This is a genomic window from Shimia sp. Alg240-R146 (genome assembly GCF_947331465.1).
Classification (GTDB): domain Bacteria; phylum Pseudomonadota; class Alphaproteobacteria; order Rhodobacterales; family Rhodobacteraceae; genus Shimia.
Genome location: NZ_CAMZOK010000002.1, coordinates 763,683 through 789,585 on the forward strand (window position 1 = coordinate 763,683; position 25,903 = coordinate 789,585).

General features: G+C 57.2%; 23 protein-coding genes. 12 read left to right on the plus strand and 11 right to left on the minus strand.

What is annotated here, in order from left to right:
- Window positions 1–5: 5 nt before the first annotated feature.
- The 3 genes from PG871_RS12970 to tkt form a co-directional block, all read right to left on the minus strand.
- Window positions 6–752: a lysophospholipid acyltransferase family protein gene (locus tag PG871_RS12970; protein WP_270729916.1), complete on the minus strand. Its 747-nt coding sequence runs from the start codon at window positions 750–752 to the stop codon at window positions 6–8.
- Window positions 753–904: 152 nt separating this feature from the next.
- Window positions 905–1,570: a hypothetical protein gene (locus tag PG871_RS12975; RefSeq protein WP_270729917.1), complete on the minus strand. Its 666-nt coding sequence runs from the start codon at window positions 1,568–1,570 to the stop codon at window positions 905–907.
- Window positions 1,571–1,969: 399 nt separating this feature from the next.
- Window positions 1,970–3,991 (minus strand): transketolase, encoded by a 2,022-nt coding sequence (gene tkt / locus PG871_RS12980; protein ID WP_270729919.1) that lies wholly within the window; start codon window positions 3,989–3,991, stop codon window positions 1,970–1,972.
- A gap of 275 nt (window positions 3,992–4,266) precedes the next feature.
- Between tkt and PG871_RS12985 the strand changes: the two genes are divergently transcribed.
- The 3 genes from PG871_RS12985 to PG871_RS12995 all read left to right on the plus strand — a co-directional run bounded on the left by PG871_RS12985 (window position 4,267) and on the right by PG871_RS12995 (window position 6,460).
- Complete coding sequence (locus tag PG871_RS12985; protein ID WP_270729922.1) at window positions 4,267–5,082, plus strand: hypothetical protein; 816 nt, start codon at window positions 4,267–4,269, stop codon at window positions 5,080–5,082.
- Complete coding sequence (locus PG871_RS12990; protein ID WP_270729924.1) at window positions 5,082–5,465, plus strand: cell division protein ZapA; 384 nt, start codon at window positions 5,082–5,084, stop codon at window positions 5,463–5,465. The genes PG871_RS12985 and PG871_RS12990 overlap by 1 nt, the downstream gene beginning before the upstream one ends.
- Window positions 5,466–5,929: 464 nt before the next feature.
- Window positions 5,930–6,460: a cytochrome b gene (locus PG871_RS12995; protein WP_270729928.1), complete on the plus strand. Its 531-nt coding sequence runs from the start codon at window positions 5,930–5,932 to the stop codon at window positions 6,458–6,460.
- Window positions 6,461–6,538: 78 nt separating this feature from the next.
- Here the strand turns inward: PG871_RS12995 and grxD are convergent, their stop codons facing one another.
- From grxD to PG871_RS13035, 8 genes are all read right to left on the minus strand, one after another.
- A complete protein-coding gene (grxD, locus tag PG871_RS13000; protein ID WP_270729930.1) occupies window positions 6,539–6,901 on the minus strand; it encodes a Grx4 family monothiol glutaredoxin in 363 nt (120 codons plus the stop codon).
- A gap of 106 nt (window positions 6,902–7,007) precedes the next feature.
- Window positions 7,008–7,241 (minus strand): hypothetical protein, encoded by a 234-nt coding sequence (locus PG871_RS13005; RefSeq protein ID WP_270729932.1) that lies wholly within the window; start codon window positions 7,239–7,241, stop codon window positions 7,008–7,010.
- A gap of 134 nt (window positions 7,242–7,375) precedes the next feature.
- Window positions 7,376–7,612, minus strand: a complete 237-nt coding sequence (locus PG871_RS13010) for a BolA/IbaG family iron-sulfur metabolism protein (protein WP_270729933.1) — start codon at window positions 7,610–7,612, stop codon at window positions 7,376–7,378.
- 65 nt (window positions 7,613–7,677) lie between these two features.
- The gene (locus PG871_RS13015) at window positions 7,678–8,211 is read right to left on the minus strand and encodes a hypothetical protein (RefSeq protein WP_270729935.1); all 534 of its coding nucleotides are present in this window, start codon (window positions 8,209–8,211) and stop codon (window positions 7,678–7,680) included.
- Window positions 8,212–8,214: 3 nt separating this feature from the next.
- A complete protein-coding gene (purL, locus tag PG871_RS13020) occupies window positions 8,215–10,374 on the minus strand; it encodes a phosphoribosylformylglycinamidine synthase subunit PurL (protein WP_270729939.1) in 2,160 nt (719 codons plus the stop codon).
- Between the two features lie 84 nt (window positions 10,375–10,458).
- Complete coding sequence (locus tag PG871_RS13025; protein WP_270729943.1) at window positions 10,459–11,514, minus strand: BamA/TamA family outer membrane protein; 1,056 nt, start codon at window positions 11,512–11,514, stop codon at window positions 10,459–10,461.
- 65 nt (window positions 11,515–11,579) lie between these two features.
- Window positions 11,580–13,859: a mechanosensitive ion channel family protein gene (locus PG871_RS13030; RefSeq protein WP_270729945.1), complete on the minus strand. Its 2,280-nt coding sequence runs from the start codon at window positions 13,857–13,859 to the stop codon at window positions 11,580–11,582.
- Window positions 13,860–14,133: 274 nt separating this feature from the next.
- Complete coding sequence (locus PG871_RS13035; protein ID WP_270729948.1) at window positions 14,134–15,039, minus strand: LysR family transcriptional regulator; 906 nt, start codon at window positions 15,037–15,039, stop codon at window positions 14,134–14,136.
- Between the two features lie 182 nt (window positions 15,040–15,221).
- Between PG871_RS13035 and PG871_RS13040 the strand changes: the two genes are divergently transcribed.
- The 9 genes from PG871_RS13040 (at window position 15,222) to PG871_RS13080 (ending at window position 25,894) form a co-directional block, all read left to right on the plus strand.
- Window positions 15,222–18,635, plus strand: coding sequence for an indolepyruvate ferredoxin oxidoreductase family protein (locus PG871_RS13040; protein ID WP_270729950.1), 3,414 nt, complete (start codon window positions 15,222–15,224; stop codon window positions 18,633–18,635).
- Between the two features lie 157 nt (window positions 18,636–18,792).
- On the plus strand, window positions 18,793–19,671 hold the full coding sequence (locus PG871_RS13045) for a lysophospholipid acyltransferase family protein (RefSeq protein ID WP_270729952.1): 879 nt from the start codon (window positions 18,793–18,795) through the stop codon (window positions 19,669–19,671).
- An 18-nt stretch (window positions 19,672–19,689) separates the two neighbouring features.
- Window positions 19,690–20,502, plus strand: coding sequence for a glutamate racemase (locus PG871_RS13050; RefSeq protein WP_270729953.1), 813 nt, complete (start codon window positions 19,690–19,692; stop codon window positions 20,500–20,502).
- A 106-nt stretch (window positions 20,503–20,608) separates the two neighbouring features.
- On the plus strand, window positions 20,609–21,637 hold the full coding sequence (gene argC, locus PG871_RS13055) for an N-acetyl-gamma-glutamyl-phosphate reductase (protein WP_270729955.1): 1,029 nt from the start codon (window positions 20,609–20,611) through the stop codon (window positions 21,635–21,637).
- Window positions 21,638–21,666: 29 nt separating this feature from the next.
- Window positions 21,667–22,116 (plus strand): cytochrome c maturation protein CcmE, encoded by a 450-nt coding sequence (gene ccmE / locus PG871_RS13060; protein ID WP_270729957.1) that lies wholly within the window; start codon window positions 21,667–21,669, stop codon window positions 22,114–22,116.
- A gap of 140 nt (window positions 22,117–22,256) precedes the next feature.
- The gene (locus PG871_RS13065; RefSeq protein ID WP_270729958.1) at window positions 22,257–22,868 is read left to right on the plus strand and encodes a holin-associated N-acetylmuramidase; all 612 of its coding nucleotides are present in this window, start codon (window positions 22,257–22,259) and stop codon (window positions 22,866–22,868) included.
- Window positions 22,859–23,380 (plus strand): holin family protein, encoded by a 522-nt coding sequence (locus tag PG871_RS13070; protein WP_270729959.1) that lies wholly within the window; start codon window positions 22,859–22,861, stop codon window positions 23,378–23,380. The genes PG871_RS13065 and PG871_RS13070 overlap by 10 nt, the downstream gene beginning before the upstream one ends.
- A gap of 79 nt (window positions 23,381–23,459) precedes the next feature.
- Window positions 23,460–25,433, plus strand: coding sequence for a heme lyase CcmF/NrfE family subunit (locus PG871_RS13075; RefSeq protein WP_270729961.1), 1,974 nt, complete (start codon window positions 23,460–23,462; stop codon window positions 25,431–25,433).
- On the plus strand, window positions 25,430–25,894 hold the full coding sequence (locus tag PG871_RS13080; protein WP_270729963.1) for a cytochrome c-type biogenesis protein: 465 nt from the start codon (window positions 25,430–25,432) through the stop codon (window positions 25,892–25,894). Before PG871_RS13075 ends, PG871_RS13080 begins: the two co-directional genes overlap by 4 nt.
- Window positions 25,895–25,903 lie beyond the last annotated feature (9 nt).

Here is a 25,903-nt window from a genome sequence, read left to right on the forward strand (position 1 = left end):
GTTACTCAGAGATCTTCGGTGGTTTCGCCGGTCTGCGCGTCATAAGCGGCGGCCATAGCGGCTCTTAGGCGGGCAACGCATGTGTCGGTGTCTTCGTCCGGCCCGAAGTGCATCTGATCTAGTACGTCGATACGGATGGTGCCCTTGAATGGGAAAAATTTGCCGCGCGGCAACAGCTTGTCGGAGTGACTGATCACAAAGGGACGCACAGCGCGGCCGGTTTTTTGGGCAATCAGCACGGCGCCCGCTTTGAACGGGGGCAGGCCGGGTTTGGTGGCGCGGGTGCCTTCGACAAACAAAATCGGCGAACGTCGTTTTGGCATGATGTCGACGGCTTCGATGAGCGAAGAAAGCGCGTCGCGGCCTTTGGTTCGGTCGATTTTCAGAAGGCCGGCCCCATCAAATCCACGTTTCAGTAGAGCCGCCTCGCAAAGTTCCTTTTTGGCGCCAAATGTGACCCATTTTTCGTTGGGAATCACGTGCAGCATGGAAAACCCATCCAAGTGGCTGCGGTGGTTTACGGCGATGACGGAGTTTTCGTCTGTACGAAGTGCCTCGATGGCAGCGTCAGAGATGTCGACATCCACGTCTAGGAACCACAACAGCCAAGAACAGCAGCGGGAAACGGTGCGCCAAAACCAGCCGCGAAAGCCCGGGCGTTTGCCGCAGATCGTCGGAATGAAAGCGACGAACAAGAAGATAAAGGGGCCGAGCAGGACCAGAAAGCAACGCTTGATCAGGGTGACGAGCATGGGGGATGGACCTGTGGCGAAAGGGGTTCTGCGCGAGGGATACGCTTTGGTAGCCACATAGTGGCTTACGATAGGTAAAGATAGGGGGAATTGGGGTAGCGAACTGCGTTCGAAAGACAAGCGGCTAACAACTGTCTCCTAAAACAATCCACTTAGGGTTTCCATCGGCGCGGCGGTTGGTTCGCCCTTGTTGGGAAGAAGGCTGCGAACATGCTTTGCTCAGAATAGATGATTCTGTTCTTGCTGAACACGGTGTGCCGCTTTGCATGGGCCTTGTAGGAGCCGTAGCCGACAGCGTTGGATTGGTACACCACCTTGAGGTCAACGCCTTTGACCTCGCCCTCAAAGTACTCGCCGCCGATAACACGCTTTGTACGTCCAACGCCAAAAAGATTGTCGACGTCAATTGTGAAGCGTCTCTTTGGATTGTTTGCGACGGTGCAGGTTAGACCGTCAGCCGCAGGGAATCCGGACAACAGGTAAGTTACATTGTTGCCGTTGCCCCGTTTGGTGAGTGCACCGCGCCCGTTGGTTTCAGCGCAGGCGATGTCCCAGGGGAAGCGCTTGAATTCCACTTTGAATTGCCAGCTTTCAGGCGGGTAGTTGGCCTGAGGTTTGTTGGAATGAATGTTTTGGCCATTTGCATTACCGCAGATGGCAAAAAGCGCGAGGGCGGAAAGTAGGGACTTCTTAAAGAGGGGCATGGAAACTCGCATAGAAAAAGGGCGTTGCGACGTCGCGCAAGTTTGGGGGAATAACGAGGTTGCTTCTCTTATCCATCCCTTGAAACAAAGATTTTGGCGCTCGGATTTGGGCATAGCGTCGTTTCGCCCATTTCCAACAAGGTCGAACGCGATAACACGCGTAAATCGTCCCAGAACCGGTGTTTAGACAGAGCGACAGTCGTCCAGAACTCTAGTTGGCCGGATTTGTTCATAATAGCGCTGTCCAATTCGAAGAGCTTTGGCCATCGGTTTTTTGTGGCTTCTTCTAAGGCGTCAAAGGCTTCTCCAAAGTCCTCGACCAGTTCGTCGGGCACATGCACAAAACTTGGATAGAGAGACGCTTGTGTTTGAGCGTACTGACACAGCGCACGCAATGCCCAAATCAGGTTCGGAGGTATCGACATACGGTTGCTCCGCAATGCTAGTACACAACAAAACATATTAAAAAGGCGCCCCGAGAGGAGCGCCTTTTCGTTCTCTATCAACCCAAGATCACAGCAACGCTTTGGCTTTCTCGGCCACGTTGGCGGCGGTGATGCCGAATTTTTCGAAGAGCTCACCAGCCGGTGCGGAGGCACCGAAGCGGTCCATGCCGACGAAGTCGGATTTGCCGGCACGAGCACGTTCGCCAAGCAGCAGTTGATCCCAGCCGCCGGCGCGCACAGCCGCCTCGACACCGACACGCACTGCCGCGCCTGCAGGCAGGACTTTGCGGCGGTAAGCTTCGTCCTGAGCTGCAAACAGTTCCATGCAGGGCATGGAAACCACGCGGGTGCCGATGCCTTCCGCTTCGAGCAGTTTCTTGGCTTCCATGGCGGTGGAGACCTCGGAGCCGGTGGCGATCAGGATGGCCTGACGTTTGCCTTCGGCCTCGGCCAAAACATAGCCACCCTGCGCGGTCAGGTTCTTGAGCTTGTGCTCGGTGCGCAGCGTCGGCAGGTTCTGACGTGTCAGGGCCATCACAGACGGGGTGTCTTTGCTCGACAGCGCGATTTCCCAGGCCTCTGCGGTTTCTACGGAGTCGGCAGGACGGAACACATAGGTGTTGGGCGTCGCGCGACAGATGGCGAGGTGTTCGACCGGTTGGTGGGTCGGGCCGTCTTCGCCAACACCGATGGAGTCGTGGGTCATCACAAATACGGTGGGGATTTTGCTCAGCGCGGCCAGACGCATCGAGGGACGCGCGTAGTCGGTGAAGCAGAAGAAGGTGCCGCCGTAGGGACGCATACCGCCGTGCAGCGCCATGCCGTTCATGGCTGCGGCCATGCCGTGTTCACGGATGCCCCAGTAAACATAACGGCCCTTGCGGTTGTTGGTGTCAAACACACCCAGATCCGCCGTCAGCGTGTTGTTGGAGCCCGTCAGGTCGGCGGATCCACCCACGGTTTCCGGCATGATTGGATTGATCGCTGCCAATGCCATCTCAGAAGATTTACGAGTCGCCACTGTGGGCAGTTCCTCGGAAATCTGCTTTTTCAAGGCTTTGACTGTGGCCGAAAGCTTGTTTGGCACGTCCAGCGCATAGGCGCGGTTAAAGCGGGCCTGTTTTTGCTTGGAGGCTTCTGCGAAGCGACCTTCCCACTCGGTGCGATCTGCGGCGCCGCGGCTGCCGATGGCTTCCCACTGGGCTTTGATGTCGGAGGGCACTTCGAACGGGCCGGTTGTCCAGCCATAAGCGGCTTTGGCAGCGGCCATCTGGTCGGCATCGGTCAAAGCGCCGTGACCTTTGGAGGTATCTTGCGCGGCGTGGCCGATGGCAATGTGGGTTTTGCAGGCGATCATCGAAGGCTTTTTTGCCTTTTTGGCGGCGGTGATGGCAGCGTCAATGGCCGCGGGATCGTGGCCGTCGATTTCTTGCACATGCCAGCCGGACGCCTTGAAGCGTTTGACCTGATCGGTGCGGTCTGACAGTTCAACGGTGCCGTCGATGGTAATGTTGTTGTTGTCCCAGAATACGACCAAATTGCCCAGAGAATGGCGGCCTGCGAGTCCGATGGCCTCTTGGCTGATGCCCTCCATCAGGCAGCCGTCGCCGGCGATGACGTAGGTGTTGTGGTTCACAATTTTGCGGCCGTATTGGGCGCGCTGGATTTCTTCTGCCATGGCAAAGCCAACCGCGTTGGCAAGACCCTGACCAAGTGGGCCGGTGGTGGTTTCCACAGCGTCGATCAGGAAATTTTCAGGATGGCCCGCAGTCAGAGCGCCCATCTGGCGGAAGTTTTTGACCTGCTCAAGCGTCACTTGGGCGTCGCCCATGAGGTAAAGCAGCGAATAGATCAGCATCGAGCCGTGGCCCGCAGATAGGACAAAACGGTCGCGGTCAGGCCAGCTTGGCGCGGCGACGTCGAATTTCATGTGCTTTTCAAACAGAACGGTGGCCACATCAGCCATGCCCATCGGCATGCCGGAGTGTCCGGAGTTCGCTGCAGCGACGGCATCAAGGGTCAGGGCGCGGATTGCGGCGGCCTTCATCCAGTGATCGGGGTTGTTTTCTTTCAGGGTGGCGATGTCCATAAGACGTGCTCCAAATAAAACCAGAAACGGGGCTTGAAAGCTCAATAGCAGTGACGGGCCAACTTGCAAGCGCTGATAGGCCCGTTTTGCCTGTCAGTGAGGCAATGGGTGCGAAAAACGGCCTGGCGGCGGCGGTTTGAGGGGGGTGGGCGATCTTTTGTGCAGCTCCTAATTTGAATCAATGATCGACAAGGTGTGGCGCGTGCAAAAAGAACGTGGCAAAGTGACAGTCAAACGACAATTATCAGACCGATTGACGAACAAGGACGAGGCACATGAGTGACATCAGCGACCTAGAAGGCAGACTGAGCGGCGCGCTTGAGCGTATTGGCCGCGGGGTTGCGAAATTGGGTCCGGCCTCTGCGGCAGCGGACGCGGAAGTGCCTGCGGTTCAGGACATGAGCGAAGAGGTCGCAAGTCTGCGGCGCGCACTGGAGCATGAGGCCAGTGCCTCGGCGCAGTTGGAGGAGCGTCTTCGGGCGGTGACGCAGAAACAGGATGAGGCTGAAGCGGAACTTGCGGTGGCACGTGAAGCTGCGGAGAAAGCTGAATCCGATCTGGCGGCGGCACAAGAGACCGCTGATGCGTCAAAGGTCGAAGTTGCGAGTTTGCGGAGCACAGTTGATCAAGACAGCGCGGCTGGCGAAGAAGCCGATGCGCGTATTGAGGAGCTTTCGGAAAAAGTTGCAGCTCTGGAAGGTCAACTTGAAGCAGAGACATCTGCGCGGATCGCAGCCGAGGCAGCGGCAGACGGCGCGCGCCATGCATTGGCGGCGGCTGGTGCCGGTGACGGCGAAGCAAGCCTTGCGGCCAATCGTGAGGCGATGGAGCAGATGGCACAGCGCTTGCGCCGCATGCGCCGCATGAGCAAAGGTGTGCGTGAAAACAATGAACGGTTGCGGACCGTTGCCGAAGAGAAAGTGGTGGACGCCGGTTTGATCAACGATGCGTTGAAAGCCGAGATCGACAGTTTGAAAGCGCAACGCGAGGCCGAGATGGCAGAAGCTGGTGTTATTTTGACCGGTCTAGCGCCGATGCTGTCGGTGGCGAATGGGGTTGAGGCGGAAGCCGCCAACGAGGAGGATGCGTAATGCCTGAAGTACAAATCGAAGTGGGCGGCCGCGTATTCGAAGTGGCGTGTCAGGATGGTGAGCAGCATTTCCTTCAGTCTGCGGCCAAGATGCTGGACGCAGAGGCGCGCGTGTTGGTCAGCCAGGCCGGACGCATACCTGAGGGGCGTATGTTGCTTATGTCGGGATTGATGCTGGCGGATAAGACAGCGGGATTGGAAGACAAGCTCGGCGAGGTTGAGGCCAAACTCGCCGCGGCGCAACAAGAGATCGAGGGATTGAAATCGGCAGAACCCGAGAAGGTTGAAGTGCCTGTGATCCCGGGTGAAGTGACCGATACGCTGTCGGAACTGACGGCGCGGGCGGAAGCCATCGCCGATTTGGTCGAAGAAACGGTTGGTTAAGGCGCCGCGTTTTGAGCGTTTTTTTCATGAATGGATTGAAGGACCGGCGATGGCGCATCGCCGGTTTTTTTATATTTATAAATGAGTTGGTTGCGTGCTTGAGGGTTACTTAAGGTGATCTTTCGGGGAAATGGTCCACCGCCTATTCTGGTCTTCGGTGGTTTTTGATTTATCTGAAACGGGAAAGAAGACGTGATGGCGGCTCTTGTTCTTTGGCAGGGCTGGGCGTGCTGAGCGCGTGCGGCAGATTTTGTCAAATTGTGGAAACGTCTGGTTGGAAAAGCCCAGGATTGGCATGTTGTTTAAGCCTGCAGAAGGCACAACCTGTTCAGCAAAAACTCGCCCGTGTCGCAGGACGCGGGCGTTTTTTGTGTCCGGAGGCGCGACGGAAAGATAGAGGAACAGCGTACCAGAAGGATCAGGCGGTTAGTGGGCCGCCGATGTCGGGGTTTTTGGAGTCCAGAATGGCAAATCAATTAACAACATATGATCGGGTGTCGCGCTTAAATCACTGGGTGGTGGCGTGTTTGATCATCGGGTTGCTGGCCAGTGGACTGGCGTTGGATATGGTGCTGGAAGGCGCGGCAAAGGCGCCCGTGCGCAATGTTCACAAGGCGGTCGGGCTTGCAGTTCTTGTACTTGGTACATGGCGCGTTGTCTGGCGTCTGATGCAGGGGTTCGTTGCGCCATTGCAGCACGACTGGCAGGTCAAAGCGGCGCATTGGGCGCATGTGATCTTGCTGGTGGGAATTGTTGTGATGCCGGTGTCTGGCGTGGTGATGTCTTACTTCGGCGGTCATTCGATCGGCTTTTTTGGACTGTTCACCATTCCCGGTGGGCCGAAAATTGTCGTGATAAATGAGATTGCGGGAACCCTGCACGCCGTCATGGGCAAGGTGATGATTGCCACGCTTTTGTTGCATGTTCTGGGCGCGATCAAACACCATGTCTTAGACAAAGACGACACATTGAAACGCATGATCGGGCGCGCCTGATAAGCAACTCGCACACCCGAAAATACGAAAAAGCCCCGCTAAATAAGCGGGGCTTTTCATATAGTTGGAAGGCTTTGTTCAGCCGTTAGCTTCGCGGATTTTGTCCGCGGCGTCTTTGTCAAATGCCACACCGTTGTCGGCAAACATCGTGTCGAGTTCGCTGGACAGGACCATCTCGGTGATGATGTCGCAGCCACCGACAAATTCGCCTTTGACGTAAAGCTGCGGGATAGTGGGCCAGTCGGAATAATCCTTGATACCCTGACGCACGCCTTCGTCGGCCAGCACGTTCACGTCGGTATAGTCGACCCCCATGTAGTTCAGCACGCCCGCCACGCGGGAGGAAAAGCCGCACTGGGGCATGTCCTTGGTGCCTTTCATGAAGAGCACTACGTCGCTGGCTTTGACGGTTTCGTCGATTTGATTGTTTACATCACTCATGTCGCGTTTCCTTGTGACGGCGGTACCGTGTTTGGGTTGCCCATCATATAGGGCCAATTCATGCGCTTTGCCAATGCAGCCTGTTCGCAGGCTTTGACAGACGCGGTCACTTTTTCTTATCAGACGGGACAAACAGCTTGGCGTAGTCCTGTGGGTCCTTCGGGACTTTCCACGTAGCAACGTTGCCGCCGCCCATGCCGGATTGGTAATCCGAGCGTAGGGTGTGGTTGTCGGGGTCGCTGTCGTCTTGCTCAATCGGGTTGCGGTTACGGCTGTGCCATGCAAGCAAGCCGGCCATGCCAACAACGGCGAGCACGAGGGTTGGGATCAGCCATTCCACGCGCTCAATCCCGCTTGCGCGCAGGGGTCGCGCGCGGGGATTTGGCGCGTCGGGCAGCATCGTAGCCGACGGCGACAACCATCAGTGCGATCACGAGGCCAATTCCGAGAAGCGCGTATCCCATGGCTGGGCCCTTATTCCGGCGCGCGGGTTGTCAGGGCCAGCGCGTGAAGATCGGCGTTGTTGCCGTCCATCTTGCCTTTAAGCGCGGCATAAACAGCGCGCTGCTGTTGTACACGGTTCTTGCCGCGAAAGCTCTCGTCCACGACCATTGCGGACATGTGCACACCATCGGTGCCGCCGATTTCGATTTCGGCATTCGGGAAAGTTTCGCGCAAGAGGTCTTCGATTTGGTGCGGGTTCATCGGCATCCGGGATGTCCTTTGTCTTGTTTGGTCAAAAATGTAGGGATGCGGCGGAGGCTCTGCAAGGCGATTCAGAGCGAAGGGTCCACGTGTGGTGCGATCTGATCGATGAAGTCGGGCAATGCGTGCAGGGCGTCCTGTACGGCGTCGTCCTCAAAATCCCAAACAGATGTGGGGTCGGGCGGGCAGAGCGCAGTCATGAGGGTCGTGGCGCGGGTTTTGAGCGTGTCGGGCAGGGGCAGCGCGTGGGCTTCCTGAAGCACCTTGAGGGCTTCGTGAATCGGGCGCAGCACGCGCAGCGCGTGGGTCATATGTGTGAGCAGGTCGGAATCATCGCGCCATGTTTCGCCGTCAAAAAGGTCTTGGGTCACCCGCTGGCCTGCGCCGGCGCAGGAATAAGCGACGCAACCGCCAAAACCCTTGGATGCGAGATCGGAGTGGATGGTGCAGCGGAAGTTGTTGGCAAGGTTTGGACACGGGGTGTCGATGTCCTTGAGGATGGCGAAATCCTCATGAGCCTCAAATGGATAAGCTGCGCAGCAAAGGGCTGCGCAGCTTGAACAGTCATCGGTAAGTGCCGGTAAATTAGGCACTTTGTCAGCCATGGTTTAGGCTACAGCAGCGGCAAAGCTGCTGCGGAATGTCTCTGAGAGTTCTGCCAGAGGCGCCTCGGAGCTGCCGAATTTCACCATGTCACCAGTGAAACGGCCCACAGATGTGATGGGCACGCCAGCTTGTTGGGCGTTGATCATCAAAGCTTCGGCTTGGTCAAAGTTACAGGCCACAAGATAGCGCGCCTGATCTTCGCCAAACAATGTGGGGGTGTCGTCCATATCAAGCTGCACGCCAACGCCAGCGGCTTCGGACATTTCAAAGGCCGCAAGCGCCAGACCGCCGTCGGCAAGATCGGTGCAGGCTTTGATCAGGTCGCGGTTATCGCGCACAAAATCACCGTGCAATCGCTCCGCTGTCAGATCCACGTGTGGGGCATCGCCGTCTTCGCGGTTGAAGACCTCGGCGAGCAGTGCAGATTGGCCAAGGTGGCCGTCTGTTTCGCCAATAACCATCGCAACGTGGCCGTCGCGGGCTTCGCCCAGTATAGGCTCTTCGCCAGCGGCAATCAGGCCAACGGCGCCGATTGTCGGCGTGGGCAGAATGCCGGAGCCGTCGGTTTCGTTGTAGAGCGAGACGTTGCCAGACACGATTGGCATGTCGAGTGCGGCGACAGCTTCGCCGATGCCTTTGATGGCGCCCACAAACTGGCCCATGATTTCAGGCTTTTCGGGGTTGCCGAAGTTCAGGTTGTCGGTGCTGGCCAGTGGCTTTGCGCCAACAGCAGACAGGTTGCGGAAGGCTTCGGCAACGGCCTGTTTTCCACCCTCGATTGGGTTGGCTTTGACATAACGGGGCGTCACGTCGGAGGTGAAGGCGAGTTTTTTGTCAGTGCCGTGCACGCGGATCACGCCCGAACCCATGCCGGGACGTTGGGCGGTGTCGCCCATGACCGTGGTGTCGTATTGCTCATAGACCCACTGTTTGCCCGCGTAATTCGGGGACGTGATGAGACCTTTGAGGCCATCGATTGCGTCGATCTGTGGCACATCAGCGAGTTCTTCAGCGGCAGGAGTTTCGACCCATGGGCGGTCGTATTCCGGCGCGCGGCCCGAGAGCGGCGAGAGCGGCAGATCAGCTTTGACGTCGCCGTTGTGCAGGATCAGGAAGCGATCCTCGGCGATGGTTTCGCCGACAATGGCAAAGTCGAGATCCCATTTGGTGAAGACAGCGCGGGCTTCGGCCTCAAGCTCAGGGTTGAGGACCATCAGCATGCGTTCCTGAGATTCAGACAGCATCATTTCATACGCGGTCATGTTGTCTTCACGCTGCGGGACGTCTTCGAGGTTGAGTTTCACACCCAGTTGGCCTTTGTCACCCATTTCTACGGCGGAACAGGTCAGGCCTGCGGCGCCCATGTCCTGAATAGAGATTACGGCGCCGGTTTGCATCAGCTCCAGAGTCGCCTCCATCAGGCGTTTTTCGGTGAAGGGGTCGCCAACCTGAACGGTGGGGCGTTTTTCTTCAATCGTGTCGTCAAATTCGGCAGAGGCCATAGTTGCGCCACCAACGCCGTCCCGACCGGTTTTCGCGCCCAAGTAAACGACCGGCATGCCGATGCCCGAGGCAGCGGAGTAGAAGATGCCGTCAGATTTGGCGAGGCCAGCCGCAAACGCGTTCACAAGGCAGTTGCCGTTGTAAGCCGGGTGGAATCGGACTTCGCCGCCGACGGTTGGAACTCCGAAGCAATTGCCGTAGCCACCGACGCCCTCAACGACGCCGTTCACAAGCTGTGTGGTTTTGTGGTGCGCGGGTTCCCCAAAAGAGAGCGAGTTCATCGCCGCGACGGGGCGGGCGCCCATGGTGAAAACATCGCGCAGGATGCCGCCAACGCCGGTTGCCGCGCCTTGATAAGGTTCGATGTAGGATGGGTGGTTGTGGCTTTCCATTTTGAAAACCACCGCATCGCCGTCACCGATGTCGACAATACCGGCGTTTTCACCGGGGCCACAGATGACCTGCGGGCCTTCGGTGGGCAGGGTACGCAGCCATTTCTTGGATGACTTATATGAGCAGTGCTCATTCCACATGGCAGAGAAGATGCCGAGTTCTGTGAACGTTGGCTCGCGTCCGATAATCTCGAGTATCAGGTCGTATTCGTCAGGCTTCAGTCCATGAGCTTCGATAAGATCGGTGGTGATGGCCGGTTCCTGCATGTCGCGAGAGTCCCCAAAATAAACAGCGTTTGAGGGGCTTTTAGGACAGCAGGGCCAAAAGGGGAAGGGGGTAGGCGGAGATGGTCAGAAACGCTGGCCAACGTAGACGTATAAAGTGTTCTCTCCAACTTCGTTGCGGGCGACGTCTACCGAGAACATTGCCTTGAATTTCTTGGAAAGTTGAAAGCGGCCACCCAGCCCGCCGGCGATTTGCCCGCCACCGTTGTCCAAGCGATCGAAGGAAGGGCCTGAAAACCCGATGCCTGCAAAGGCCACGCCGCTGAGACGGTCAGTGAAGTTGTGGCGTAACTCGCCCTGAAAGGAGAGCAGGCGGGAATTCAGGAAACGAGTGGGGTTGTAGCCGCGAAAACCGTCTGTGCCGCCGAGGGAGCATTTGTCAAAAAAGGGCGCTGAGCTTGAGGCCATACACGCCGTGGCGCGCAGTGCGACGCTGTTTTTTGGTCCGAGTGCTCGATAGGCGTTAAAGCGCGTGGTTAGCTTTTGATAGCCGCTGTTGCTTTGGTTGAGCAGTTCTCCGTGCATGACCTCGACATCCAGATAGTGGCCGGACCTTGCAGAAAACGTGTCGTCGCGGGTGTCCCATTGAAGAAGCGCGGACAGGCTGACCAACTCGGCGTTGACGAGCGGCAATGCCGGAAGGCCCGGTGATGACGTGTCATAAGCCAGGTTCGTGTCCAGATAACGCAAACGGCCGCCGATATGCGTATCTTGCCACGCTTGGTGCAATAGTTCGGCGTTGATCAACGTGCCGTCCTGATTCACTGGGAATTTCAGATTGCCGATATAGAGGTCATAGAACATATCCGCCTGACCAGCGGTCAGGTTGAGTTTCCACGTATTTTCATGAAAGGCAAAACTGGCCGTCGCAGCGAACGCTTCTGACCCGTTCTCGCTGCGAAGGGCGCCCACACCAATCATTGAAGTGTCGCTGGCTTCATCCGTTTTCAGAAGGTAGCCAAGGCCAAGCGCGAGCCCCGCGCCTACGAGCTCGTTGCGAAACGGGATAGGCGCGACAACCACAGAGCCGTTGCTAAAGCCGATGTCATCGGCATTGGCTTTGGATATCTGGTTGGTCAGAACTTCCGTTCCGGTGTCGGCAAGACCCAATGCAGGGCTCAACAGGGCCCCGGTGAGTGCGGCCGAGCACGAGAGACGCCGGAGAGAGCTGCGCAAACCCATTAGCCTTAGTCCGGTCCTTTTGCAGGGGCCGCGTCGCCAGCTTCGACTTGCTGTTGAGCCGCCTCTGAAGCGGCGGCAGTCACTGCGGCTTTTTCGGCGTCCGACATATTTTCTTGGTCCATGCCCGGAATGGCAACGCGCACTTCGCGACGGGCAAAGTCGATGCCGTTGGCGGCAAATTCGGATTTGACGCGGTTATAGATTTCCTTGCGGATCATGAACTGTTTGCCGGGCTTGGCCATGAATTTGCCGCGCATGATCATGCCGACATCGTCGATGTCAAAGACGCCTTGCGATTTGAACGGCTGCAGGAAGTCGTCTTTGAAAAGGTCTTCTTGCAGCATTTCTTGCCCGATTTTCTTGAAGATCTTTTTGACTTTGTTGGGGTCGGTATCAAAGGGCACCGTGAATTTGAGTTTCATGATCACCCAGTCGCGCGAATAGTTCGTGAGCTTGGGGATTTCGCCATAGGGGATGGTGTGCACGGGCCCCCGGTGGTGGCGCAGTTGCATCGAGCGGATCGAGATTTTCTCAACCGCGCCCATGGTGCCGTCGATTTCGACATATTCACCGGTGCGGAAAGCGTCATCCACAAGGAAGAACACACCCGACACAACGTCGGTCACAAGTTTCTGGGCACCAAAACCAATCGCCAGACCGGCGATACCGGCACCTGCGAGAAGCGGCGTGATGTCGACACCGAGGTTGCCAATGGCGAGCAGCGCAAAGATCACAATAATCGTGCCCTGCGCGGTGACCAGAGCAAGGGGCAGAACCGTGGAGAGGCGCGAGCCGCCGCCGCCGCCCATTTCGTCGCCGCCTGCATCTTCCTTGGAGAGGCCGAGCGCGGTGAATTCTGCCGCGAGTCGGCGGTTGATCCAGAGACCGACAGCTTCATAGACGACGTAGCCCACGATCACGGTCATGGTGAAGCTAAAGAGGTTGTCGCCAATGCCTGCGCGGTCCTGCAAAAGGCTGAGGAGTGACAGGTTCCATGTTTTTGCGATAATCGACAGGACGATCCCGAGCGCGATCACACGGCCAATACGCACATAGCTGCGTTTGGTGGCCACATAGGCCTCTTCGGCGACGGGTCCTTCGCCCTGCATTGGCGGCACCAAATGCCGCACGAGGCCGCGAATGGCCGTGTCGATCACCGGTGTCATCAAGAGCAGGAACATGGTGGAGTAGTGGGATCCACCCACCAGAAGCTCGACTTTGTTCATGCCGATCAAGGTGGAGACGATCACCCACATCGATCCCGCAACCACTATAGCGAAATAGGGATAGCCGCGTGCCATCCATTCGTCGAATTCAGTGTTGTCGGGGTCTTTGCCACGCATCATGTCGCTGAGGCCCTCGCGGGCCGTCCACGCAATGTAGGCGAGGTAGACATAGACCAGACTGTCGATCCAGAACCCGATGCGGGTTTCGCCGGGCGGGATGCCGTTGTCGCGGTTAAAGCCCACGATGAACAGGGTCATGCCACCCAGTAGCATCAGGCCGGTGATGTGGCGGTGGATGAACGCAGCCCATTTGTCAGACACATTCACCAGACGCAGGTCAGATCGTTCGGGCGCCATCATAAAGCGAGAGAAGGCGGCGGCGACGCGCGGCATCCAGATCAGGTAGCCAACAAAAGGCGCCACAAAGATCAGGTCGTTGGCGTCAAAGACCAAGCGACCAATAATGCGAACTGTAATGTAGAAGACAATGAGGCCAAAGATTTCACGGAAGAAGCGCTTGATCAGGAAGGTGAGTGCCTCGCGCAAAGAGTGTTGTGGCTCGCTCGGATCGGGATTGCGAATTTTTACCAGATAGGTTCGCACCACAAATTCAACGGCAAAGCCAATCGCAAGCACCAAGGCGATCAAGCCAAAGAGGGTCACCACGCCGGCAAGCCCTCCGTTGCTGGTTGTAAAGTTTGAAAGGGCCTCAATTTGTTTTGGAAAGAGTTTGGGTAGTTTTTGCCCTGCGTCCATGAGTTGATTGCTGAAGGCGAACCAGAGCATTCGGGCCGTATCGAGTACGGATTTCGGTGGCGCCGCGGCGGCGTCCTGCATCGCAACGGCATCCAGCCGGTCCAAAAGCAGTTCGCGCACCGCGTCATCCGACATTCTCGCGACCATTGCGTTGATGGCTTCAGGAGTCATCTCTTCTGGCGAGACCGGCTCAGGCTCCGCGGCGGTCGAGAGAGTTGTCGTCGGCAAAGTTTGTGCCTTCGCGGAATGCGCCGCAAACAAAGGTGCTACGAGAAGCAGCAGAACGAAAAAATAACGCGTCATTAAACCAACCCAAAAAATTAAGTCTTTGTCACAGAAGACGGGACGAATGCACTTGGCGTCAAGAAAAGATGCGCGAGAGGGGAAATTTGCTTGATGATTGGGCAAAAAAAAGGGCCGAGCGATAAGCTCGGCCTTAGTCCAACAGGGAGGTATGAAGATGATGCGCTGTTAAGCAATCACCGTCTTCAAGAGATGAATTAGTAGTCAGTTTTGAATCCTTCAAGGGATATCATGTCGCAGTTGCAGCATGCCCGCTATGCGTGAAGTGCATAGCTTAGATATTCTCTTTCTGTCTCAACTGCTTGCGGTGTGAAATGATTTCCTCCTGCACAAAGTCGCGGAAGGCGGCAATGCGCTTGGATTGGCGCATTTCCTCTGGATAAGCTAGGAAAACCGGGATTTCCGCGCTTTCGGACTCGGGCAAAACACGGGTGAGATCAGGGAAATCCTGAATCACGTAGTCTGGCAGCACCCCAATGCCGAGATCATGCAGTACCGCCTGAAGCACGCCGAAGTAATTGTTGACGTAGAGCATCGAGGTCACGTTGTTTGCGAGCAGGCCCTGAACGTATGTGGCACCAGCGCCGACTTGTTCGGATTTGAGGTTTTGACAGATAAGCCTGTGGTCGGAGAGTTCTTCCAGCGAGCCCGGCGTGCCGTTGGTTTCCAGATAAGATTGTGTTGCATAAAGGCGCATGCGCACGCTCATCAGGCGTTTGCGGATCAGGTCAGCCTGGCTTGGTTCTTTCATGCGGATGGCGACGTCGGCCTCTCGCATCGGCAGATCCAGTACCTTTTCCTCAAGCATCAGGTCGATGTTGAGGTCGGGATATTTATCATAAAGATGCGGCAGGCGCGGTGCCAGCCAAAGTGTACCGAACCCGATGGTGGTGGTGACGCGCAATTCGCCAAAGACTTCTTCTTCGCTGTCGCGGATGCGGGCGGCGGCGGCATCAAGCCGTTTGTTCATTGAGGAGGTGGCGTCAAACAGCAATTCGCCCTGTTCGGTCAGAATGAGGCCGCGGGCATGACGGTGGAAGAGGGTGGTGTTGAGCGATTCCTCGAGCGCGCGAATCTGGCGCGAAACCGCCGATTGCGACAGGTGCAGCACATCGCCCGCGTGGGTGAGGCTGCCTGCGTCAGCAACGGCGTGAAATATTCTGAGCTTGTCCCAATCCATCCGGGTAACTTTCTTGTTCGTTTTCTTCTGACTTTGAAACGCAATCAAATATCGCCTGCAATTTCAGACCATAAGGAAAAACGACAAAAGACGCATCTCAAAAAATTGTTTGCATAGGTCAGATATTGTGACCTATTGTTGCGTTAAGATGGAATTGGACCGTCAAGCGAGGGGAGCGCAAGATGAGCATTCAGAAGGTTTCGCTAAATGACCGTTTGGATTTGACCAAACGGGACGTGCTATTGAATGGGACACAAGCGCTGGTGCGTTTGATGTTGATGCAAAAGGCACGCGATACCAAAGCCGGGTTGAACACAGCAGGCTATGTGACGGGCTATCGCGGCTCGCCGTTGGGCGCGGTCGACAGCCAGATGCTGCGCGCCGAAAAAGAGCTAAAGGCCAGCGACGTGCTGTTTCAGTCAGGCCTGAACGAGGATCTGGCGGCGACTCAATTGTGGGGCAGCCAGCAGGCGGAGTTGCGCGGCGAAGGCAAATTCGACGGGGTTTTTGGTCTTTGGTACGGCAAGGGGCCGGGCGTGGACCGCACCGGCGACGTGATGCGTCACGCCAATATGGCGGGCACGTCTGAAAACGGCGGCGTTCTTATGGCGATGGGGGACGACCACACGGGTGAGAGTTCCACCGTGTTGCACCAGTCCGAATGGGCGTTGGTCGACGCCTATATGCCGGTGGTGTCACCAGCGGGCGTGCAGGAAATCATGGACTATGGCCTTTACGGTCTGGCGCTGAGCCGGTTTGCAGGTGTCTGGGTTGGCTTGAAGACCATGAAAGACACGATTGAGGCAACGGCGGTGGTGGATGGTGATCCGCATCGGTTGGAATTTGTAGCACCTGATTTTGCCATGCCTGAAGGCGGTTTGAACATCCGGTTGCAAGACACGCCACACGCGCAGGAAGCGCGGATGATTGATTATAAACGCTTTGCCGCTGAGGCGTTTTCGCGCGCCAACAAAATGGATAAGCGCATGTGGGGCACGCCCGGTGCGAAGATCGGATTTGTAGCCGCGGGCAAGAACTGGCTTGATCTCGTGCACGCGATGGACCTGTTGGGCATTGACGAAGCCGAGGCCGAGCGGCTTGGCATCACCACCTATAAGGTGGGGCAGACCTTCCCGATGGATATGACCACGTTCAATGAATGGGCTGAAGGGCTTGATCTCATTGTGGTTGTTGAAGAAAAGCGCAAGCTGATCGAGATTCAGATCAAGGAAGCCATTTTTGACACCCGTCAGGGGCGGCGTGTTTATGGCTGGTATAAAGGTGGCGCTGGCCTGATGGGGCGCGAAGAACTGTTCCCGACTCGCGGGGCTCTTGATCCGATCATGATTGCAGAAAAACTGGGCGATATTCTGGTTGAGGAAGGCCGTGGCACAGATGGCGTGAAAGCCGGGATGAATGCCCTGAAGGAAGCTCAGCGTGCCGACAATGCCGAAGATATAGCCGTGCGCACGCCTTGGTTCTGTTCGGGTTGTCCGCACAACACGTCGACCAAGGTGCCGGACGGCAGCCGCGCATATGCGGGCATTGGTTGTCACTACATGGTGCAGTGGATGGATCGCGAGACCACTGGCTTTACCCATATGGGCGGCGAGGGCGCGAACTGGATCGGCGAGGCGCCGTTTTCAAAGACCAAACATGTGTTCCAAAACCTTGGGGATGGCACCTATAACCACTCCGGTGTTCAGGCGATCCGCGCGGCGATGTCGGCGGGCACCAATATCACCTACAAAATCCTGTTCAACGATGCTGTGGCGATGACCGGCGGGCAGGCCAACGATGGCGATCTGAGCCCGCAGCGGATTGCAGACGAAGTGCGCGCGATGGGCGTGGAGAACGTCGCCGTGGTTTATGATGAGAAAGAAGACGTGGATCAGGCGGTGTTCCCGGCTGGGCTGACATTTCATGAACGCGCCGAGCTGATGAACGTGGAGAAGAAATTCCGCGAAATCAGTGGTGTATCGTGCATTATTTATGTGCAGACTTGCGCCAGCGAAAAGCGTCGACGCCGCAAGCGGGGCCTGTTCCCTGACCCGGATCGCCGGGTGTTTATCAACACCGATGTCTGCGAAGGCTGTGGCGATTGCGGAGTACAGTCCAACTGTATTTCAATCGAGCCGGTCGAAACGGAGCTTGGTCGCAAACGCAAGATCAACCAGTCGAGCTGCAACAAGGATTTCAGCTGTGTGAATGGTTTCTGCCCAAGCTTTGTGACCGTCGAAGGGGCGACCATCAAAAAGGCGGCGACAGCGACGTTGGACCTGCCGGAGATGCCGATGCCAGACGTCAAAACCATTGATGGCACGCACAACGTGGTGATCACTGGCGTTGGTGGCACGGGCGTCGTGACAATTGGCGCGATTCTGTCGCAGGCGGCGCAGATCGACGGCAAGGCCGCCGCGATGATGGAGATGGCGGGGTTGGCCCAAAAGGGCGGCGCAGTGCATATCCATTGCCGTCTGGCCGAAACACCGGAGGCCATCAGTGCAGTGCGCGTGGCAACCGGCGAGGCGGATGCCCTGATCGGTGGCGACTTGGTGGTGAGCGCGGGCGCAAAGACGCTTGGTTTGACATCAACGGGTCGCACAGGTGCCGTGGTCAACAGCCATGAAATCATAACCGGTGACTTCACCAAGGACACAGAATTCAAGCTGCCGACAGGTCGTTTGGAAGTTGCTTTGCAGGCTCGCCTGCGTGAAGACCTGTCATTGTTTGATGCTTCTGAATTGGCACGGGTCGTGATGGGGGACAGCATTTTCTCCAACATGATGGTGTTTGGAGCGGCTTGGCAGAAGGGCCTTGTGCCGCTGAGCCATGAGGCGATTGTTGCGGCAATCGATCTGAACGGCGCCGCCGTCGAACGCAACTTGCGCGCCTTTGAGATTGGCCGTTGGGCGGTGCTTTATCCGGCGGATGCCGCAGGTATGCTGGCACCAAAAGTGGTTGAAAAGCCCAAGACGCTTGCCGAGCAGATTGCGTTCCGTGCTGATCATTTGGTGAAGTATCAGGATGAAAAGCTGTCGAACAAATACAGCGCTTTGGTGGAAAGTGTCCGCGACGAACGCCTGAAGGAGGCGGTCGCCAAAGGGTACCATAAGCTGCTGTCATATAAGGATGAATATGAGGTCGCGCGTCTGCATCTTGAGACACGGGCAAAGGCCGAAGAGGTGTTTGACGGTGATTTCAAAATGAAGGTTCATCTGTCTCCGCCGTTGTTGGCGAAGGAAGGACCGAACGGACGGCCGATGAAAACCGAGTATGGCGCAGGCATGATGCGCATGTTCCCTGTGCTTGCGAAGTTCAAACGGCTGCGCGGCACCGCGTTTGATCCATTCGGCCGCCATCCTGAGCGCAAAATGGAACGGGCTCTGATTGCGCAATACGAGGCCGATATGGCTGATGTGATTGGCAAGTTTGGCGCAGGGGCGCCGGAGGCGGCGATTGCCTTGGCGGAGTTGCCATTGGAGATTCGCGGATTTGGTCCGGTAAAGATTGAGAATGAAGCCAAAGCTGCGAAACGTCGCGAAGCGCTGTTGGTTGAGTTGCAGCAAGGACCTCTGGCCACCGCCGCGGAGTAAAAAAACACTGGCTCGGGTGGATAGCCCGGGCCAGACACGTGCCTTTTGCGGAAAACCCACATTTTTTGGACGCGCAGGTTGTCGAGGGTTAAAAAACTGTCGTACACCTGTCATACGCTTGCCGGACAAAGAGATCGCACGACGCAGGCCAAAGACCATGACCCCAAATCGCGAAGTCGCCAGAGACATCAGCTATGCCTATTCCGCCCAAACCAAAGGCGGACGCGCGATGATACGCGTGATGGAGAATGCCACGGGGCGTTTAAAGCTGATCAAGCGGGCGCAAGGCTATGAGAACGAAGTCGCTGCAGGGCGTGATTTCTGGGAAGTTATGCGTGAGCGTTATGGGCTGACGCTTGAGGTTGTGGGGGGCTCGTTGAGCAATATCCCGACCACAGGGCCGTTGATCATGATCGCCAACCATCCTTATGGCATTCTAGACGGGCTGATGATGGGCAATATCCTCAGTCAGACCCGCGGAGATTTCCGAATTCTGGCGCATCAGGTGTTCCGCAAAGCCGAGGATTTGAACAAGATCATCCTGCCGATCAGTTTTGACGAAACCAAAGAAGCGGTCAAACTGAACCTGCAGACGCGGAAAACGTCGCTGGATTATCTGGCAAGCGGAGGTGCAATCGGGATTTTTCCAGGTGGCACGGTAAGCACGGCGGAGCGTCCTTTTGGTTTGCCGATGGATCCGGGTTGGCGCGGGTTTACCGCGCGGATGGTGGCGAAGTCGGAAGCGACTGTGGTTCCGGTCTACTTTGATGGCCACACGTCTCGTTTGTTCCAGATTGCGAGCCACCTGCATGTGACGCTGCGCATGGGCTTTCTGATCCGTGAGTTTAAGAAACGCGTGGACACGCCCGTGCGGGTCGTTGTGGGCAAACCGTTGGATGCGGATGCGGTCAAGAGCCGCGCCACGGATACCAAGGCGCTCATGGACTTCCTGCGCGACAGCACTTATTCTCTGAGCCCGAGGCCCATGGCCAATATGGACTATGGTTTTGAGTTTGAAGAAAAATACCGCGCGTAAGGCGCGACGAGGTGTGGTGTGGCAGTTGGAATTTTTGACAGTGGTTTGGGCGGACTGACCGTACTGGACGCCGTGAGCAAGCGATTGCCTGACGTGCCGTTTGTGTATTTCGGTGATAATGCACATGCGCCATATGGGGTGCGCGATGCAGACGACGTTTACGGGCTGACGACACAGGCGGTTGAACGCATGTGGGATGCGGGGTGCGATCTGGTGATTTTGGCCTGCAACACCGCGAGCGCCGCTGCGCTGCGCCGGATGCAGGAAAGCTGGGTGCCCCAGGACAAACGCGTTCTGGGTGTGCTTGTGCCTTTGATCGAAGCCCTGACCGAGCGTAGCTGGGGCGACAACAGCCCGCCGCGCGAAGTGGAAATCAAGCATGCCGCGCTTTTTGCGACGCCTGCGACGGTTGCTAGTCGCGCGTTTCAGCGCGAGTTGGCGTTTCGCGCGATTGGTGTGGACGTTGAGGCGCAGGCCTGTGGCGGGGTGGTTGATGCCATCGAGGATGGCGACATGATTCTGGCCGAAGCTTTGGTGCGCAGCCATGTTGACGCGCTTAAGCGCAAGATGCCCGAACCCCAGGCGGCGATTTTGGGCTGTACGCACTACCCGATCATGCACGACACGTTTCAGGCGGCTTTGGGCAAAGACGTGAAGGTCTACAGTCAGGCCAATCTGGTGGCGGAATCGCTGGCGGATTACCTTGGGCGGCACCCGAAAATGGTTGGGACCGGTACCGAGAACCTGTTCCTGACGACGGGCAATGTGCAGAAAGTGTCGGACCGTGCGACGCAATTCTTGCGACGACAAATCACTTTTGAAGCGGCGTAAGGGCGCGAGCCCTCGCAATTCTCCCAATTTCTGATTAATTAGCCTCACAAATGACGGGGCGGTCCGCGCGATTGCGTGGGCGATGAACAAGGAAGAGGTCGATCCCATGACCCATAAAATCGCAATTCTTGGCGCCAGCGGCTATACCGGAGCCGAACTGGTACGTTTGATCGCAACCCATCCCAGCATGGAGATCGTGGCGATGTCTGCGGATCGTAAAGCTGGCATGGATATGGCGGCCGTGTTCCCGCATCTGCGCCATCTGGACCTGCCGGTTCTGTGCAAGATCGAAGAGATCGATTTCGCCAATGTTGACCTGTGCTTCTGCGCACTGCCACACGCGACATCTCATAAGGTTATCAAGGCCTTGCCATCTGATGTTAAGGTCGTTGATCTGAGTGCGGATTTCCGCCTGCGCGACCCCGAAGAATACGCAAAGTGGTATGGCGGCGAACATGACGCAACCGAATTGCAGAAAGAAGCCGTATACGGTCTGACCGAGTTTTACCGTGAAGAGATCAAGGCCGCGCGGTTGGTTGCCGGAACAGGATGCAACGCCGCGACCGGTCAATTTGCATTGCGGCCCTTGATTGAAGCTGGCGTGATTGATCTGGATCAGATCATTCTGGATCTGAAATGTGCAGTATCGGGCGCGGGACGGTCCTTGAAAGAAAACCTCCTGCATGCAGAGTTGAGCGAAGGCTACCACGGCTATGCAGTTGGCGGCTCGCACCGGCATTTGGGCGAGTTTGATCAGGAGTTTTCTGCAATTGCGGGACGTCCGGTCAAAGTGCAATTTACGCCACATCTGGTGCCGGCGAACCGCGGCATTCTGGCGACAGTATATGTCCATGGCGATGCGGCCGAAATCCACGCCACGTTGGCCGGTGCCTATGGCGAGGAGCCGTTTGTCGAGGTGCTTCCGTTTGGCGAGATGCCAAGTACGCGCCATGTGCGGGGCAGTAACTTTTGCCATATTGGCGTGACGGGAGATCGTATCGAAGGCCGCGCCATCGTGATTTGCGCGTTGGACAACCTGACCAAAGGGTCCAGCGGACAGGCGTTGCAAAACGCCAACCTGATGCTTGGGGAAGATGAGACTGCCGGCTTGATGCTGGCGCCTTGTTTTCCGTAAATTGCGCGAAGCGCGCAGGAGAGTGAGAGATGAAGAGCCTCAAGAAGCAACGCCGCGTTCAGGTGATTATTCTGTTGTTTGTGGCGCTGGTCGTGTCCACTGGGCTAATCGGGTATGGTATGCGCGACGGCATCAACTTTTTCCGCTCGCCCAGTCAGGTGGCCGAAGAACCGCCAGCGCCCAATGAAGTGTTCCGCATCGGCGGCCTTGTTGAAGAGGGTACATTGGTGCGCGGCCAAGGCGACACAGTGACCTTCAGCGTGACCGATGGCGGTGCGTCCATTCCGGTGAGTTTTACTGGAATCTTGCCGGATCTTTTCAAAGAGAACGAAGGCATGGTTGGCACCGGATCTTACGTGAACGGCGTGTTTGAGGCGACGGAAATCCTTGCCAAGCACGATGAGACGTACATGCCCAAAGAGGTGATGGACGCGCTGAAAGAGCAGGGTGTTTATCAGGACCCGGACGAAAGTTCCTAAGCTTTTTCATATGGTTGATTTAAAGGCCCGCCGTGAAATCCGCGGGCCTTTTTCGTTGCGCAACACCGCCGCGCGTTATGCCACCGCCGCTTTAACACCTGCCATTCACATTGGTTCAAGAGCAGTGCGAGGAGGCAGGCATGCTGGATGTCAAAACGGTGGCGCGCGAGATCGTGGCGCGCGAAGGCGGATTTGTGAACGATCCTGATGATCCGGGCGGCGCGACGAAATACGGGGTCACAATAGGCACTGCGCGCAGTCTGAGATTGGACACAGACGGCGATGGCGACGTTGATGTGGCCGACATTCGCGGACTGACACGCGCGGATGCGGAGGCCGTGTTCCTAACACATTATTTTGAACGCCCCGGCATCGGTGCATTGCCGGAAGCGGTGCAGGCGAGCGTGTTTGACATGTATGTCAACGCGGGGGCCAATGCGGTGAAGATCCTGCAGCGCCTTTTGGGGCACATGGGCCAAGCGGTGGCTGTGGACGGGCGGATTGGACCGCAGACCGCCGAAGCCACAAAGGCCGCGGCAACCGTGTCGCCAAGCCACTTGAAAGATGCCTACGGCATTGCGCGGCGGAATTATTATCTGAAATTGGCGGACGCGCAGCCGAGCCTGCGCAAGTTTGCGCGCACCCGAAAGGGCGGCAAGGGCGGATGGATAAAGCGGGCAGAAGAGTTCATTTCGCCAAAGTATCATTTGAGCGAGGCAGAATTTGGTCGGAGGGTCGCCAAATGGGGTTGATTGGCAAGGTTTTGACTTTGGTGTTTGGCGGTGGGCGCAACGTTGTGCGCGAGACGGTGGAAGTGTTTCGTGAAAACGAGGAGTCCGGGGCGCAGCGGGCGCAGGATGTTCAAATCGCTGCGATGGATGGATTTCAGGCAGAGTTTCTGGGCGGTCGGCGTGGATGGTTTGATCGGGCTATGGACGGGGTAAACCGCCTGCCGCGACCAGCGATGGCTTTGGGGTGTTTGGGGTTGTTTGCGGCGGCAATGGTTGATCCCGTTTGGTTTTCCGAGCGCATGGCGGGCATGTCGCTGGTGCCCGAACCGTTGTGGTGGCTGTTGGGGGTGGTGGTGAGTTTTTATTTCGGCGCGCGCCATCAGACAAAGGGACAGGAGTTTCAACGCCAGATCGCCCAAACCATGGCGCGGGTGCCGCAAGTTGTAGAGGCGATTGAAGAGGTACGTGGGCTGGACCACGCCAATGACGGCAACCCGGCGCTTGTGGACTGGCAACGCACCAAAGCCGGGTAGTCAAAAGGCCGCAACATTGTGAAGGGCGCGGCGTGCGAAATGCGTTGGCCGCGCCGCATTGCGCCCCTATACAGGGAGCATGATTGTAGAGCTTGGCCATTTCGCATTGATCCTCGCAGCCGTCACCGCAATGGTGCAGGCTATTGTTCCTCTCATTGGTGCGCAAAAGCGCTGGCCCGCGTGGATGGCCGTGGCCGAACCCGCGGCGGGATTACAATTCCTGTTCACAGCCTTTGCGTTTGCCGCGCTGACCTATGCCTTTGTGACGTCGGATTTCTCGGTGGGGCTGGTGATTTCCAACTCTCACACATTGAAACCGCTGATCTATAAAGTCAGCGGTGTTTGGGGAAACCACGAAGGGTCGATGCTGTTGTGGGTGTTGATCCTGACGCTGTTTGGGGCCTGCTTGGCGTGGTTCGGAGGCAGTTTGCCGCCGGGCATTCGCGCGCGGGCGTTGGCGGTACAAAGCGCTGTGGCTGTCGCGTTTTTTGCGTTTATTCTGTTCACGTCCAACCCGTTTGATCGCGTGTTGATTCCGCCATTTGACGGGCAGGATTTGAACCCGCTGTTGCAGGATGTTGGGCTCGCGCTGCACCCTCCGTTTTTGTATCTCGGCTACGTAGGACTGAGCATGGCGTTTTCATTTGCCATCGCCGCGTTGATCGAAGGCCGGGTTGATGCGGCTTGGGGCCGTTGGGTGCGTCCGTGGACGTTGGCCGCCTGGATTTTCCTGACCATTGGCATCGCGTTGGGCTCTTGGTGGGCCTACTACGAACTTGGTTGGGGCGGTTTCTGGTTTTGGGATCCGGTAGAAAACGCGTCGTTTATGCCATGGCTTCTGGCTGGTGCCTTGCTGCACTCCGCCATTGTTGTTGAAAAGCGCGAAAGCCTGAAAAGTTGGACGATCCTGCTGGCCATCATGGCCTTTGGCTTCTCGCTCATAGGGACATTTCTGGTGCGCTCCGGCGTGATCACCTCGGTGCATGCCTTCGCCAATGATCCGGAACGCGGCGTGTTTATCCTCGCAATTCTGGCCTTTTTCATGGGCGGCGGGTTGATGCTGTTTGCGGCACGCGCCCGCGAGATGGAGGCCAAAGGTGTCTTTGCGATGATCAGCCGGGAGAGCGGGCTTGTACTGAACAACATCTTGCTCGCGGTGGCGTGCTTTGTGGTGTTCGTCGGCACGATTTGGCCTTTGGTGAGCGAGATGGTTTTTGACCGCACGCTGAGCGTTGGCGCGCCATTCTTCAACATGGCGTTCACTCCGTTCATGGTTCTTTTGGGCATCGCAATGCCGATTGGCGCGATGCTGAGCTGGAAGCGGGCGACGCTGAACAAGGTGATCCGACCTCTGATGCCTGCGTTTGTGCTGGCTGTTGCTTTGGCGGGTCTTGTCTGGGCGATGCAGACCGAGCGCAGTTTGCTTGGGCCGGTAGGGCTGTTTTTGGGCGCATGGCTTGTCTTTGGGTCGATGACCGATGTGTGGACACGCACCGGGCGTGGTGATGTGGCGTCGCGGTTTGCGCGGCTGCGGCGGCTGCCGGGTGCTGATTGGGGCAAGGCGACGGCACATGCTGGCCTTGGCGTGACAATGTTTGGCGTTGCGGGCCTGATGGCTTGGGAGATGGAAGATATTCGCGTGGCCTATGAGGGCGAGAGTTACTCTGTGGGGGCGTATGAGTTCACCTTACTGGACGTGCGTGATGAGCGTGGGCCGAACTTTCTAACCACCAAGGCGGACATTCAAGTCACCAAGGACGGGCGCGATGTGGCGCTGTTGCAACCGGAAAAGCGGTTCTATCCGGTGGCGGGAATGCCGACCACGGAAGCCGCAATTGACTATCGCATTCTGCGGGACGTCTATCTGGCCTTGGGGGATCCACAGGCCGACGGTGGCCACATAGTGCGCACCTATATCAAGCCATTGACCAATTGGATTTGGTTTGGCTGTTTCATGATGGCCTTGGGCGGGTGTTTCAGCCTGATGGACCGGCGATATCGCGTGGCGGCCGGGGCAAAATCGGCCCCGAAGGCAGGAGTGCCGGCGGAATGACGTCCTTGAAGCGGATTTTGGCGGCGCTTGTTGTCGCTGTGGCGATGCCAGCGCTGGCGGTGCAACCTGACGAAATTCTGGATGATCCCGTGTTGGAAGACCGGGCGCGCGAGATTTCGCAGGACTTGCGGTGTTTGGTGTGTCGCAACGAGAACATCGATGAGTCCAACGCGGATTTGGCGCGGGATTTACGGGTTCTGGTGCGCGAACGGCTGGTTGCGGGAGACAGCAACGACGCGGTCGTCGATTTTGTCGTGGATCGCTACGGTGAGTATGTATTGCTGCGACCTCGCACGACCGGCACAAATCTAGTGCTGTACCTTGCAGGACCGTTGATGCTGTTGTTGGCGCTTGGGGTGGCCTTTGGCTATCTGCGCGGCAGATCCAAGGCACCGGCCCGCACCGAGGCCGGATTGAGCCATACGGAGCAGGCACGACTGGACGAAATCCTTAAAAAGTGACGCAGGGTC